A 15,605-nucleotide genomic window follows, 5' to 3' on the forward strand; every position below is an offset into this window, starting at 1 on the left:
TATTTTTATTTACGTGAAAATCCTTCTTCATCAAGATATTCCGCAGCTTCTGGATAAGAGTTGAATGTACCGTCTAAGTTTACACCAGCGTACACGTTCCACATATCATCCTCTGAGATAAGAGTAAGGATATGACCGTCTTCGTTATGCCATTCTTCTTCTTTTGCAGGTTCTGCAGGAACTACGATTTCTTCTTGTGATAATAGTTCAATTGATTGCTCAATTACTGAACGTAACTCTTCTGCTGAAAATTCGCGGATGTTAATCATACCTTTATCATCCGTTTTATAACCTTTAATACCATTTGCATATACAAATCCGTTTCCGTTTGGATGTAAATGATAAACAACGTTCTTTTTATCTAAACGACTTTCCTCAAAGTGAAAGTTCACGCGTTTTAATGATACGTTCTTTCTTTCTAATTCAGGGAAAGATTCAATGATTGATAATTTTTCTTCAAAAGTTAGCATAGTGCCTCCAAATATATAATAAAAGATTTAATTTATCTATTATAGCACAGTTACAATGGTTTCCAAAGATAAGGCGAGGCTTATAATTGAATGCGTTTACGTCACGATACTGTAAAAAGTGGGCTAACGAATGTATTCTTTTAGGTGTACAATGGAAAATGGACTTAATACGAAGGTGGTTATTATATGTTTCAAAAAATAGCAAAGGAATGTTTAGCAGGTTTTACTGTTGCGATTGTTGCGTTGCCACTTGCCATTGCATTTGGTATTGCTGCAACAGGAACGTCTGAGGGAGCACTAGTCGGATTGTATGGTGCGATTTTTGCAGGTTTATTTGCGGCTTTATTTGGCGGGACACCGGGGCAGGTTACAGGGCCAACTGGACCGATTACGGTAATTGCGACAGGGGTTATTGCGACGCACGGGTTAGAGGCGAGTTTTATAGCCTTTATGATGGCGGGACTGTTTCAAATTTTATTCGGTGTATGTAAGCTTGGCTCTTACGTGCGATATATTCCGTATCCTGTCGTTTCAGGATTTATGAACGGTATCGCATTAATTATTATTTTAGGTGAAATAAAGCATGTGCAAAATAGTTTTTTACTCGTAGTATTAACGATTATTGTAATGATTGTTTCTGGAAAATGGATTAAGGCTATTCCATCTAGTTTAGTTGCATTAGTCGGTGTGACTGCTTTGCTTCCTTTATTTTCTTCTGCGTTAGAAGGGCTTACAGTGAAGTTGCCGATTATCGGAAACCTATCATTAAATAAGGTGATTGAAAAGATTGGAACGATTCCAGAAGCGATGCCGACGCTTCATATTCCATCTTTAAGCGGAATAGGCATTGCAGAACTTATTTTACCAGCGATTAGCATTGCTTTATTAGGATCGATTGACTCGTTGTTAACATCGGTCGTAATGGATAATGTGACGGGTACACGTCATAAAAGTAATAAAGAACTGGTCGGACAAGGTATCGGTAATATGATGAGCGGATTGTTTGGCGGATTAGCAGGGGCAGGGGCGACTGTACGGTCTATCGTGAATATAAGAAGTGGTGGTAAAACGGCGCTTTCAGCATGTATGCATAGTGTTATATTATTTATTTTTATTATGGGACTTGGATCAGTTGTACAATATATTCCGCTTGCCGTATTATCAGGTATTTTAATTTTAACTGGTATTGGCATGTTTGATTGGGAAAGCATGAAGAAAATGCATGTAGCACCAAAAGGTGATGTCATTGTTATGCTCGTAACGATGGTTGTCACAGTGAAGTTTGATTTAATGATCGCTGTTGCGTTCGGTATTATTCTTTCGTTCATTATATATATGGTGAAATGTAAAGAACGTAAAGCTTCTATTGTAAAAGAGAAGGAAGCGACGTATAAAATTAAAGGCCCACTTTCTTTCCTAACAGTGGATCGCGTTTTTCATACTTTACAAGACGTAAAATCTCCAGTTGTTTTACGTATGAAAGATGTGCGCTATATGGATGTATCAGGCGCAATGGCTTTGCTGAACTTTGTGGATCAGTCGGATAAAGTAGGTGCGAGTGTGACGCTGGAACAAGTGCCTGCTCATATTGAAAACACGTTAGTAACGATGGCGACTAATGAGCAGAAAGATAAATTACAGTTTGAAAAAGCTGAGGCTATATAAGGAAACGCCCTCGTATGAGGGTGTTTTTTATTGTATTTAATATCTCTATATAGGGATATTTTGCGTTTATTGACATTTATTAATCTTAGCAGTATAGTAACATCTTAGATTAGCAATGTGCTATTATAAGAAGGTATATGAATTTTGAGATTCCTTTATATTCAGAAGGAAGAGCTTTAAGCTGGAGGGAATATTTGATGTACAAACAGTTACCACATGGAGTGAAGATCGGGATTACGCGATCAATTGTTGTTTCTTTTGAGAAGTATATGAGAGAAATTGAATGGAATGAAGAAAAATTTGATATGCAGCAATTTGTTGAACAGTGGAAACAATATTTATACACAAAATCAACTTGGATCAATAAAGTAGATGATGAGTTGAAAGAACATCCAGATTTCCATCAAGCGTTAGCAGTGAAAGTGAATGAAAAAATTAACGAGCTTATTAATGAAGAGCCGAGCGAAGAGCAAGTAGAGCAATTAAAGAGGCATAAAGTGGAACACGTAGATGAAATGTGCAAATTAGAAGCTGAATATCATATTGAACGTTTATTAGTAACGAAGTAAATTTTACATAAAGAATAAGCCTGTCCAAGGAGGTGTGATGACCATCTTTTTGAACAGGCTTTTTGTATGAAAAAGAATAAGAGAGGCTGCTTCTAGAAGCAGCCTCTCTTATTAGTCTTGTGGTACAAACGCTTTCCAAGAAGATAGATCCATATCTTCTTTTAATATAGATGAAGCAGGGAAGACAAATGACCACGGTTTTGTAGTGTTCGCTTTAATCTCAAGATTTGGTAATGTGAAAGCTCCTTTCACAACAACTGCACCTGAAGCATCTTCAATATGAAGAGGAAGTTGCTCTAGTTGAATCGTGTCTTTGCAACCGTTACGAATAAGAAGCGTTGTATGTAAATCACCGTTTTCTTTTCTTGCAGCTTGCAGACCTAGGAAGTTAATTTCACCATCATTTGGAGGTGTTAAATTGTCTACGAAATTACGTAAAGCTTCTTTGCTTGCTTCAGGTAACTGAGCTTCCCAAGATGGGTCTAAATCTAATGCATGCTTACTTTCAAGTTCAAATGCCAATTCCCAATCTGTTTGCGATAATTCAACATCTGTAATTGTTTCTTGCTCAAATGTAAAGATGAATGGCATATTTACATTTGCAGGAATATCTCCTAATGCAGAAAGGTTAAATGTATTGCGGGCGCATAGTTTCTTCTCTTTATTTAGAAGGATTAATGTAACCTCTTCGAAAGAAATTGGTTTCGGAACAGTGCTGCGAATAAATACAGCTACGTCATAACCGTTATCACGTTTTTCAATCTCAATTCCAGATAAAGAAATTTGATATTCTTCTAAACGTGGTAGTTCTTTATGTAAAAATTGATAAATGTATTTTTGTTCTTGTGCTACTGCACCCCAGCTAGGGTGGAAGTAAAGTGTTGGTTTTACAGTTTTATTTTCAGTATTTGTTTCTTCTTGTCCGAATAATTGATTACTAGAGACAGTCGTATCTTTTCCGCTTTTCTTAGCTCTTTTTAGGAATGATAACATTATCTTTCACCTCGTTATTGTACGTTTTCAGGAACACCTAAATGTCTTGCAACATAGCGGCACATTTCTTTTTCGAAATTACCATATGTGTATAAAAAGATATCTAAACCTTCTTTTTGATAAAGACGAGTAGGGTCTTCTTGTTGATATTGTCTTAGCCCGATGCCTTCTTTTAAGTGGGTCATCGCATCTAAGTGATTTACCCAGTTCTGATCTAGGAAATGAAGGGCAACATAGCGTAGCGACTGTTGTAAATCAGTATTGCTATTTAGCTCATTTACGCGCTCTTTATAAAGAGATAATGTTTCTTTCAAAACGGATTGTAAATCTTCCGGTGAATGTACATTATTCGCTGATAGTGATGGCATATTTTCTACTGGTAAAATTTCGTTTATATTTTCTGTTAAACGAGCAAAATCCCATTCTTCCGGAAGCATACCTTCTAAAAGATATTGCTTAGAAATGGCTTCTACAGCATGATCAATCATTGGAATAATAATTTCAATCATATTTGTATCTTCTTGTAACAAGTTATTACGTAATTTATAAATAACGTTACGTTGATCATTAATTACATCATCTAACTTTAAATTGTACTCACGCATTGAGAAGTGGCTACCTTCACAAATTAATTGTGTACGGTTCACGAAGTCATGCACTTTTGAAGTTAGAATAAGTCCAGTTGCATCTGCCTTTAGTGATTTATTGAATTTCTCCACTTCTTCATGTGCGAAACGTTTTAGCATTTCATCTTCTAAAGAAAGGAAGAACTGAGAGCTACCTGGATCTCCTTGACGACCAGCACGACCTTTTAGCTGATTGTCAACGCGTCTTGATTCATGGCGTTCTGTCCCAATTACATGTAACCCACCAAGTTCGTGAACACCCTCACCTAGTAAAATATCAGTACCTCGTCCAGCCATATTTGTCGCAATTGTAATTTGTCCTTTTTGTCCAGCTGTTGCGATTAAATCGGCCTCTTGTTCTGCGCTTTTTGCATTTAATAATTGATATGTAATATGCGCTTCATCTAAGTAACGAGCAACGGTTTCTGATTGTAAAATAGACATTGTCCCAATTAAAATTGGGCGTCCTTGTTTATTGTGTTTTAGAACATCTTCACGTACGGCTTTATATTTAGCATCGGCTGTTACGTACACGACGTCATTTTTATCTTCACGAATGATAGGACGATTTGTCGGAATCGGCATAACTTCCATGTTATATACGCGGTTAAATTCTTTTTCTTCCGTTTTTGCTGTACCTGTCATACCAGATAATGCTGGATACATACGGAAGAAGTTTTGAATTGTAATGGACGCTTGTGTTTGGTTTTCTTCTGTGACTTCTAAACCTTCTTTCGCTTCAAGAGCTTGGTGTAAACCGTCACTTAAAGAGCGACCATCCATAACGCGGCCCGTGAAAATATCTACAAGTAGAATTTTTTCATCATGTACAATATAATCAACATCACATTGGAAAGCGACATGAGCTCGTAATGCTTGAATCATATAATGATATAAAGTTTGATGCTCTAAATCATATAGGTTATCGATATCAAATAAATCTTCTATTTTTGTAATACCGTCTTCTGTAAAACTAGCAGATTTCGTTTCTGCATCGTACGTGTAATGAAGAGTATCCTGGAATGATTTAATAACTTTTGCACATAAATAGTGTAAATCAGAGCTGCTGGATTGCTTACCAGCGATAATAAGAGGCGTCTTCGCTTCATCAATTAAAACGCTATCAACCTCATCGATAATAGCAAAATGATAGGGACGTTGTACCTGTTCATTTTTTGAAGCGGCCATATTATCACGTAGATAGTCAAAGCCAAATTCTGTTCCAATACCATATGTAATATCAGCTTCGTAAGCAAGTTTCTTTTCGTTAGGATCGATTTGAGGAATATTCAATCCAACCTTTAAACCTAGAAACTCATGAACTTGGCCAATCAATTCTTTATCTCGTTTTGCTAAATAGTCGTTTACAGTAATAACGTGAACACCTTTTCCTTCAAGAGCACGTACGTATGTTGGAAGAGAAGAAACTAATGTTTTTCCTTCGCCAGTTGGCATCTCTGCAATATTACCTTCTAATAGTACAAGACCACCAATTAACTGCACATCGTAGTGACGTAATCCAAGTACACGCTTTGCTGCTTCACGTACAACAGCGAACGCCTCTACTTTTATATCGTCCACTGTTTTTCCATCTTGTAGCATGTTTTTAAATGTTATAGTTTTATAACGTAAGTCTTCATCAGATAAATCAGATAGTTTTTCTTCTAGATTATTAATGTCTTGAACAAGTTGTTCATATTTTTTTAGTTTTCTCTTTTGAGAATCTCCTAACAGCTTTTTTACCGAATTCAGCATGTTGTAAACACTCCTCTTACTGACAATAGCTACATTATAGCACATGTTTATCCGGAATAAGTAGAAGTAGTAAATTGAAGAAAAAACTGGATAAAAATAAGGTGTTATTACATATGATATATTTAAAAGCCAGAAAGAAAGAGAGTATTCAATGTATAATAAATTTGGTATGATAGCTAAATGAGATAAAGTGAAATTTTTCAAAAAAGAGAAGAATATAGTTATCTCGTTTTATGATGTAATATGCATGGAAATTATATATTGAAAGAAAAGAGCTAGAAGATGAATAATAAGTTTGTGAAAGGCGCTGCGATTTTAACGATTACAACGTTTCTATCGAAAGTGTTGGGAAGTTTTTTTCAAATCCCATTACAAAATATAGCAGGAGATGAAGTGCTTGGAATTTTTCGCCTTGTTTTTCCTGTATATATGATAGCTTTAACTTTATCAGTAGCGGGAGTACCGCTAGCTATATCACAGTTAATCGCTGAACTTCATGAGAAGAATGATAAAGATGGGATTGCCAAACTATTTACGTCAGCATCTATTATTGGAGTAATATTTGGGGTGCTTGGATTTTCGGTTATTATGATTGGATCAAGTATGTTTGCAAATATGCTTGGTGGACAAGATACGAGACTCCCATTAATTGTCACTTCGTTTGCTTTATTAATCGCACCATATATGGCGGTATATCGAGGGTATTTCCAAGGTTTTGGAGATATGATTCCTACCGGGGTGTCACAAGTAATTGAGCAATTCATTCGTGTTTTCTTTATGTTAGCAATTGCATTCTTATTCGTATCTTGGAATAAAGACAGTGATGTTGTAACAGGCGGTGCAATGATTGGTTCTTGCCTTGGGGTAATTACGTCACTTATCTATTTGAGATTGAAGTATGTAAAAAGTATATATCGTTATAAAAGTAATACATATTCACTGCAAGACTTTAAAGAAAATGCAAAAAAAATACTTCGGGTCTCGATTCCAATTGCGATTGGAGCATTATCGATGCCGTTGTTCAATTTAGTTGATTCTGTAACGATTCCACATATGTTGCATGAATCCACTACAACGATTCAAGAACAATTTGGTATATATAGTCGTGGTTTTGCGTTTACACAATTAATTGTCGTGTTTGCAAGCGCAATGGTATTTCCGTTAATCCCGTTGTTAACTGCTGCATTAACAAAGAAAGATATAGCGTTAGCAAAACACACAATTGAACGAACAAATGAGCTTGCTCATGTTTTAACAACGCCGATAACAATCTGGCTCATGGCACTTACAGTCCCGTTAAATGTAGGGTTGTTTACAGATGCTAAAGGGAGCGGCATGTTAGCTATTTTAATTGGTAGTTCGTATTTCACATCACTTATGGTATTATCAATAGGAATTTTGCAAGGAATTAACCGTTCTAAGCAAGCGGCGTGGATAGTTGTTGGAGCGAGTTTTGTAAAAGTCATATTAAATATAGTACTCGTAAGTCAATTTGGCATAACTGGAGCGGCTTATAGTACACTTATCATATATATCATGATTTGTATCGTAAATTATATATACATTCGAAAAGAATTGGCTTATTCGATTCGCATGGGGAGATTTTTTACTGTAATTGGAGTATCTAGTATAGTAGGTATAGGATTATATTTCACATCTACTGTAATAAATGTGGTAGATTCTAGACTGATTGCAGTAATGTATAGTGGTTTAGCATTTTGTGTGGCCTTGTTCATATATGGCATATGCGCATTAAAGTTGAACTGGATATCCAAAAAGCAAATTCCATTTTTACGTAAGTAAATTTGTCTATAAATGAGTATGACTATGTATATGTTTGTGAAAGAAATCAATTTGAAGTTATCCAACTTTTCTTATTAAAGAGTTGATAGCAATTTGTTGAATGACAAAAAGTTGATTGCGAAATGTTGGAGGAGATTAAGAGTGCGGTTAGTTTTATCAGGATATTATGGTTTTTATAATGTTGGGGACGAAGCAATTTTGCAATCAATTATTAAAGCGCTACATGAAGAGGATCCTACTCTTGAGCTTGTTGTACTTTCGAATGACCCCGACTATACAAGAAAAATGTACGGTGTAGAGGCAGTAAATCGCTGGGATATAAGAGCGATTTATAAGGAAATAAAGAAAAGTAATGGTTTAATTAGCGGAGGGGGAAGTCTCCTTCAAGATAAAACGAGTATTAAAAGTATTTTGTACTATACAGGTATTATGCGGATTGCTCGTTTTTTGAAGAAGCCGTATTATATTTATGCGCAAGGAATTGGTCCAATTACGAAAAGACAAAATCGTTTATTAGTGAAATGGCAAGTATCCAAAGCGGCATATATATCAGTTCGTGATGAAGATTCATTTTTGTATTTAAAAGAAATGGGTATTAAGAAAGATATCGAACTAGTTCCAGATCCAGTATTGGCATGTCAACCAGAAGGAATGAAGTCGGAGTGGCTGCGAAAACATTCGATTCAAGGGAAAGTAATTGCGGTTAGTGTGAGGTATTGGGACGCGAAAGAAGATTATATGAAGAAGCTAGCAGATACGCTGAAAAAATTTAAGCGTGAAGGATATCATATTTTATTCGTACCAATGCATGGACCATTTGATCAAAATGCATCACGCGATATTATTAACTTAATGGGAGAAGAAGCTCATATGCTTCCGTATAAGCTGGATATTCATGAGAAAATTGCAATTTTGTCGGAATGTTCGCTTCTAATAGGGATGAGACTTCATGCGCTCATATTATCTGCGGTTGCTAATATTCCTATGGTCGGTATTTCATATGATCCAAAGATCGATTCATTTTTACAACAAGTAAATCAGCCGATTATCGGAAACGTAGATGGTGACTGGACGGCTGAAACTTTGTATAATGTGGCAACGAAGCAACTAGAACAAAAAGAATATGTACAAGCAACATTGGAACAAAGAGTAGAAGAATTGCGAGAACAAATTTCAACAGCGTCTCACTACATCATAAGTGACTTGAATTCAAAAGAGTTTGAAAAAAGAGGAATGTAATCTTAATTTAAGAGGACATCCTCTTTTTTATTTTTTGAAAAAAAGAAAATGTCGAAAGAAAAGAAACATTTGTAGAAAAATGTCGAAATACATAAGTGATTTTAAATGTATGCTCATAAAAATAGAAGTTTTGGGGATAAGATGTATGTTTAATAATCCTAACATTAATATATATAACATGTTAGGATTTGGCATTTTATTTGGTAATTATAAGAAAATAGGTATGGTAATTTTGAAAAATCGGACGGTAAGAAAAATGTCGAATTATATAAAAAAATAGTTGTCGATTAATGTCGTAATATCTCTATAGTTAGATGTTGTAATTGGAAACCTTTTTCTGTTATAGTTGTAAATGGTTATAAGAAGATTGTTAAAAATGTAATTCTAGCGCGTTTTTCTATTCATTTAAAATATTCTGATTTTGTAATCTGGATCTTTTAAAATGAAAGTCGAAAAAACGATCGTTTAGAATTGTGAAAATTCACTTTTTTGTCGAATTTAAGGTTTTAAATTGGATGAAAAGGGTGTATGATTTCTTTGTAATTCTATAATACGGGATATCTTATTATTCTGTATAAAGAATACCTTAACCACATTTATATCTACTAGTTTCAAAAATAAATAGAATATCTATTTAAAAACTTATGGAACTAGTATTACATTCCTAAGGAGGAAATATATAAAATGGCAAAGACTAACTCTTACAAAAAAGTAATCGCTGGTACAATGACAGCAGCAATGGTAGCAGGAGTTGTTTCTCCAGTAGCAGCAGCAGGAAAATCATTCCCTGACGTTCCAGAAAAATTCTGGGGCGAAGAATCTATTAACTACTTAGTAGAAAAAGGCGCAGTTAAAGGTAACGAACAAGGAATGTTCGAGCCTGGAAAAGAAATCACTCGTGCAGAAGCAGCTACAATGATGGCTCAAATCTTAAACTTACCAATCGATAAAGATGCTAAACCATCATTCGGTGATTCTCAAGGCCAATGGTATACTCCATTCATCGCAGCTGTAGAAAAAGCTGGTGTTATTAAAGGTACAGGCAACGGCTTTGAGCCAAACGGAAAAATCGACCGCGTTTCTATGGCATCTCTTCTTGTAGAAGCTTACAAATTAGATACTAAAGTAAACGGTACTCCAGCAACTAAATTCAAAGATTTAGAAACATTAAACTGGGGTAAAGAAAAAGCTAACATCCTAGTTGAATTAGGAATCTCTGTTGGTACTGGCGACAAGTGGGAGCCTAAGAAAACTGTAACTAAAGCAGAAGCTGCTCAATTTATTGCTAAGACTGACAAGCAGTTCGGTACAGAAGCAGTAAAAGTTGAATCTGCTAAAGCAGTTACAACTCAAAAAGTAGAAGTTAAATTCAGCAAAGCTGTTGAAAAATTAACTAAAGAAGATATCAAAGTAACTAACAAAGCTAACAACGATAAAGTACTAGTTAAAGAAGTAACTTTATCAGAAGATAAAAAATCTGCTACAGTTGAATTATATAGTAACTTAGCAGCTAAACAAACTTACACTGTAGATGTAAACAAAGTTGGTAAAGCAGAAGTAACTGTAGGTTCTTTAGAAGCAAAAACAATTGAAATGGCTGACCAAACAGTTGTAGCTGATGAGCCAACTGCATTACAATTCACAGTTAAAGATGAAAACGGTACTGAAGTTGTTTCACCAGAGGGTATTGAGTTTGTAACTCCAGCTGCAGAAAAAATTAATGCAAAAGGTGAAATCACTTTAGCAAAAGGTACTTCAACTACTGTAAAAGCTGTTTACAAAAAAGACGGTAAAGTAGTAGCTGAAAGTAAAGAAGTAAAAGTTTCTGCTGAAGGTGCTGCAGTAGCTTCAATCTCTAACTGGACAGTTGCAGAACAAAATAAAGCTGACTTTACTTCTAAAGATTTCAAACAAAACAATAAAGTTTACGAAGGCGACAATGCTTACGTTCAAGTAGAATTGAAAGATCAATTTAATGTAGTAACAACTGGAAAAGTTGAATATGAGTCATTAAACACAGAAGTTGCTGTAGTAGATAAAGCTACTGGTAAAGTAACTGTATTATCTGCAGGAAAAGCACCAGTAAAAGTAACTGTAAAAGATTCAAAAGGTAAAGAACTTGTTTCAAAAACAGTTGAAATTGAAGCTTTTGCTCAAAAAGCAATGAAAGAAATTAAATTAGAAAAAACTAACGTAGCGCTTTCTACAAAAGATGTAACAGATTTAAAAGTAAAAGCTCCAGTACTAGATCAATACGGTAAAGAGTTTACAGCTCCTGTAACAGTGAAAGTACTTGATAAAGATGGTAAAGAATTAAAAGATCAAAAATTAGAAGCTAAATATGTGAACAAAGAATTAGTTCTGAATGCAGCGGGTCAAGAAGCTGGTAATTATACAGTTGTATTAACTGCAAAATCTGGTGAAAAAGAAGCAAAAGCTACATTAGCTCTAGAATTAAAAGCTCCAGGTGTATTCTCTAAATTTGAAGTTCGTGGTTTAGAAAAAGAATTAGATAAATATGTTACTGAGGAAAATCAAAAGAATGCAATGACTGTTTCAGTTCTTCCTGTAGATGCAAATGGATTAGTATTAAAAGGTGCAGAAGCAGCTGAACTAAAAGTAACAACAACAAACAAAGAAGGTAAAGAAGTAGCCGCAACTGATGCACAAGTTACTGTACAAAATAACAGTGTAATTACTGTTGGTCAAGGTGCAAAAGCTGGTGAAACTTATAAAGTAACAGTTGTACTAGATGGTAAATTAATCACAACTCATTCATTCAAAGTTGTTGATACAGCACCAACTGCTAAAGGATTAGCAGTAGAATTTACAAGCACATCTCTTAAAGAAGTAGCTCCAAATGCTGATATAAAAGCTGCACTTTTAAATATCTTATCTGTTGATGGTGTACCTGCAACTACAGCAAAAGCAACAGTTTCTAATGTAGAATTCGTTTCTGCTGATACAAATGTTGTAGCTGAAAATGGTACAGTTGGTGCAAAAGGTGCAACATCTATCTATGTGAAAAACATGACAGTTGTAAAAGATGGAAAAGAGCAAAAAGTAGAATTTGATAAAGCTGTACAAGTTGCAGTTTCTATTAAAGAAGCAAAACCTGCAACAAAATAATTTAAAATCATTTGATACATGAAATGATTAATAAAAGCCTATGAGAAAATAGATAAAAGTCTATGAGTATCATAGGCTTTTTATTTTGACTTTATTTCATATACATTTGCGGTTGAAAGGAGTAGTTTTATTGAGAAACAAATCGAAAACGTTTTCAAAAATAGAAGAATACCTCATTGATATGTAAATTATTTGTAAATTAACACCTTTTTCTGTTAAAAAATCATTCGAAAATAAGAATAAAATGTCGAAATACGATAATTTCAGTCGAATATAGTCTGAAAATTGTATTTATTGTAAAAAATATTTAAGTGATGAAGTGGAAATATGTGCTATAATTCCAATTGTGTATTCGATATGAAAAATATACGAAGCGCAGTGAGAGTGGTTTGTAGGAAAAACAGCTTGTTCATTTCTATATTTGAGTATTATTAATATCATAATGATACGATTAAGAGACTGAATTATCAGAATGTGTCGAATTTTCTTTTGATAAAGTTCTTGATAACGAATAGTTTTGTATAGTATGATGAACTTGTTTCAGAAAATGGTATTTAACCCTTATATTTACATCTAGCGGTTTATATCATTTTTTATGTGAACTACTTTTCATTATAGTATTTTTGTTTGTGTTTTTATTGTTTTATGGCTTTTCTAACTAGCTAGTTTTCAAATTTAATATGATATGAAACTAGTAGCATATTCCTGAAGGAGGAAATTTATAAAATGGCAAAGACTAACTCTTACAAAAAAGTAATCGCAGGTACGATGACAGCGGCAATGGTAGCAGGAATTGTATCTCCAGTAGCAGCAGCAGGTAAATCATTCCCAGACGTTCCAGCTGGTCATTGGGCAGAAGGTTCTATTAACTACTTAGTAGAAAAAGGTGCAATTACAGGTAAGCCAGACGGTACATATGGTCCAACCGAGTCAATCGATCGTGCTTCTGCAGCTGTTATTTTCACTAAAATTTTAAATTTACCAGTTGATGAAAATGCTCAACCTTCTTTCAAAGATGCTAAAAATCTTTGGTCTTCAAAATATATTGCAGCAGTTGAAAAAGCTGGTGTCGTTAAAGGTGATGGAAAAGAAAACTTCTATCCAGATGGAAAGATTGACCGTGCTTCATTTGCTTCTATGTTAGTAAGTGCTTATAACTTAAAAGATAAAGTTAACGGCGAGTTAGTTACGACATTTGAAGATTTATTAGATCATTGGGGTGAAGAAAAAGCAAACATCCTAATTAACCTTGGAATTTCTGTAGGTACTGGTGGTAAATGGGAGCCGAATAAATCTGTATCTCGTGCAGAAGCAGCTCAATTTATCGCATTAACAGATAAAAAATATGGCAAAAAAGATAATGCACAAGCATATGTAACTGATGTTAAAGTTTCTGAACCAACGAAATTAACATTAACAGGAACTGGCTTAGATAAGCTTGCTGCTGAAGATGTAACTCTTGAAGGAGACAAAGCTGTTGCGATTGAAGCAAGTGCTGATGGTAATTCGGCAGTTGTAACACTTGGTGGTAAAGTAGCTCCAAATAAAAATCTTACTGTAAAAGTGAAAAATCAATCATTCGTAACGAAATTCGTATACGAAGTTAAAAAATTAGCAGTAGAAAAACTTACATTTGATGATGATCGTGCTGGTCAAACAGTTGCTTTCAAATTAAACGATGAAAAAGGTAACGCTGATGTTGAGTACTTAAACTTAGCAGATCATGACGTCAAATTTGTAGCAAATAACTTAGACGGTACATCAGCAAACATCTTTGAAGGTGGAGAAGCTACTTCTACTACAGGTAAACTAGCTGTTGGCATTAAGCCAGGTGACTACAAAGTAGAAGTACAAGTTACAAAACGCGGTGGTTTAACAGTTTCTAACACTGGTATTATCACAGTGAAAAACCTTGATACACCAGCTTCTGCAATTAAAAATGTTGTATTTGCGGTAGATGCTGATAATGATGGTGCTGTAAACTATGGTAGCAAGCTTGCTGGTAAAGACTTTGCTTTAAATAGCCAAAACTTAGTTGTTGGTGAAAAAGCATCTCTTAATAAATTAGTTGCTACAATTGCTGGAGAAGATAAAGTAGTTGATCCAGGATCAATTAGCATCAAATCTTCAAACCACGGTATTATCTCTGTAGTAAATAACTACATTACAGCTGAAGCTGCTGGTGAAGCGACACTTACTATTAAAGTAGGTGACGTAACGAAAGATGTTAAATTTAAAGTAACGACTGATTCTCGTAAATTAGTATCAGTAAAAGCTAACCCAGACAAATTACAAGTTGTCCAAAATAAAACATTACCTGTTACATTCGTAACAACTGACCAATATGGCGATCCATTTGGTGCAAACTCAGCTGCGATTAAAGAAGTTCTTCCAAAAACAGGTGTAGTTGCAGAAGGTGGATTAGATGTAGTAACAACGGATGCTGGCTCAATCGGTACAAAAGCTGTATCGGTTACAGGTAACGAAGTAGGCGAAGGTACAGTTCACTTCCAAAATGCTAATGGCGCTACTTTAGGCTCATTATATGTGAATGTAACAGAGGGTAACGTTGCATTTAAAAACTTTGAACTTGTATCTAAAGTAGGTCAATATGGCCAATCACCTGATACAAAACTTGATCTAAATGTTTCTAACAAAGTTGAATATCAATTATCTAAGTACACTTCAGATCGCGTATACTCTGATCCTGAAAACTTAGAAGGTTATGTAGTTGAGTCTAAAAACACAGATATAGCTGATGCTAAAATTGTTGGAAATAAAGTTGTCGTTACAGGTAAAAATCCAGGTAAAGTTGATATCCACTTAACGAAAAATGGTGCAACTGCTGGTAAAGCAACACTTGAAATCGTTCAAGAGAAAATCGAAATTAAGTCTGTGAACTTCAAGCCAGTTCAAACAGAAAACTTTGTTGAGAAGAAAATCAACATCGGTACTGTGTTAGAGCTTGAGAAGAGTAACCTTGATGATATCGTAAAAGGTATTAACTTAACGAAAGAAACACAACATAAAGTACGTGTTGTAAAATCAGGTGACAATCAAGGTAAACTTTACCTAGATAGAAATGGCGATGCTGTATTAAACGCTGGTGATGTAACACTTGGCGATGTAACAGTATCTCAAACAAGTGATTCTGCACTTCCAAACTTCAATCCAGACATTTACAATACTTTAACTACTAAGTACACTGACAAAGGTACATTAGTATTCAAAGTATTAAAAGATAAAAACGTTGTAACAAGCGAAATCGGTTCACAAGCTGTACACGTGAACGTTCTTAACAACCCAAATCTATAAGTCGATTATAGATAAAGTGAAAAAATCAGTGAGGATTGAAT

At 34.7% G+C, this 15,605-nt stretch carries 9 protein-coding genes; 6 read left to right on the plus strand and 3 right to left on the minus strand.

Features of this window, described 5'->3' with window-relative positions; all coding sequences use genetic code 11:
* Nucleotides 1-5 precede the first annotated feature (5 nt).
* The gene (locus F8162_RS16080; protein WP_000955004.1) at nt 6-470 is read right to left on the minus strand and encodes a hypothetical protein; all 465 of its coding nucleotides are present in this window, start codon (nt 468-470) and stop codon (nt 6-8) included.
* A gap of 186 nt (nt 471-656) precedes the next feature.
* Here F8162_RS16080 and F8162_RS16085 point away from each other — a divergent pair, with 186 nt between their 5' ends.
* The gene (locus F8162_RS16085; protein WP_151631522.1) at nt 657-2,135 is read left to right on the plus strand and encodes a SulP family inorganic anion transporter; all 1,479 of its coding nucleotides are present in this window, start codon (nt 657-659) and stop codon (nt 2,133-2,135) included.
* Between the two features lie 197 nt (nt 2,136-2,332).
* Nucleotides 2,333-2,704 carry a hypothetical protein gene (locus tag F8162_RS16090; protein WP_151631521.1) on the plus strand — a complete coding sequence of 124 codons (372 nt, stop codon included), beginning with the start codon at nt 2,333-2,335 and terminating at the stop codon, nt 2,702-2,704.
* A 111-nt stretch (nt 2,705-2,815) separates the two neighbouring features.
* Here the strand turns inward: F8162_RS16090 and F8162_RS16095 are convergent, their stop codons facing one another.
* Together F8162_RS16095 and secA2 are read right to left on the minus strand one after the other, a co-directional pair.
* On the minus strand, nt 2,816-3,697 hold the full coding sequence (locus tag F8162_RS16095; RefSeq protein WP_151631520.1) for an accessory Sec system S-layer assembly protein: 882 nt from the start codon (nt 3,695-3,697) through the stop codon (nt 2,816-2,818).
* 14 nt (nt 3,698-3,711) lie between these two features.
* Nucleotides 3,712-6,078: an accessory Sec system translocase SecA2 gene (gene secA2, locus F8162_RS16100; protein ID WP_151631519.1), complete on the minus strand. Its 2,367-nt coding sequence runs from the start codon at nt 6,076-6,078 to the stop codon at nt 3,712-3,714.
* 282 nt (nt 6,079-6,360) lie between these two features.
* Between secA2 and F8162_RS16105 the strand changes: the two genes are divergently transcribed.
* The 4 genes from F8162_RS16105 to ea1 all read left to right on the plus strand — a co-directional run bounded on the left by F8162_RS16105 (nt 6,361) and on the right by ea1 (nt 15,564).
* Nucleotides 6,361-7,881: a polysaccharide biosynthesis protein gene (locus F8162_RS16105; RefSeq protein ID WP_151631518.1), complete on the plus strand. Its 1,521-nt coding sequence runs from the start codon at nt 6,361-6,363 to the stop codon at nt 7,879-7,881.
* A 141-nt stretch (nt 7,882-8,022) separates the two neighbouring features.
* Nucleotides 8,023-9,120, plus strand: coding sequence for a polysaccharide pyruvyl transferase CsaB (gene csaB / locus F8162_RS16110; protein WP_151631517.1), 1,098 nt, complete (start codon nt 8,023-8,025; stop codon nt 9,118-9,120).
* A gap of 684 nt (nt 9,121-9,804) precedes the next feature.
* Nucleotides 9,805-12,249: an S-layer protein Sap gene (gene sap / locus F8162_RS16115; protein WP_151631516.1), complete on the plus strand. Its 2,445-nt coding sequence runs from the start codon at nt 9,805-9,807 to the stop codon at nt 12,247-12,249.
* 726 nt (nt 12,250-12,975) lie between these two features.
* Nucleotides 12,976-15,564, plus strand: a complete 2,589-nt coding sequence (gene ea1, locus F8162_RS16120) for an S-layer protein EA1 (RefSeq protein WP_151631515.1) — start codon at nt 12,976-12,978, stop codon at nt 15,562-15,564.
* Nucleotides 15,565-15,605 lie beyond the last annotated feature (41 nt).

Origin of the sequence: Bacillus sp. CH140a_4T, from assembly GCF_008923725.1 — a bacterium.
Classification (GTDB): Bacteria; Bacillota; Bacilli; order Bacillales; family Bacillaceae_G; genus Bacillus_A.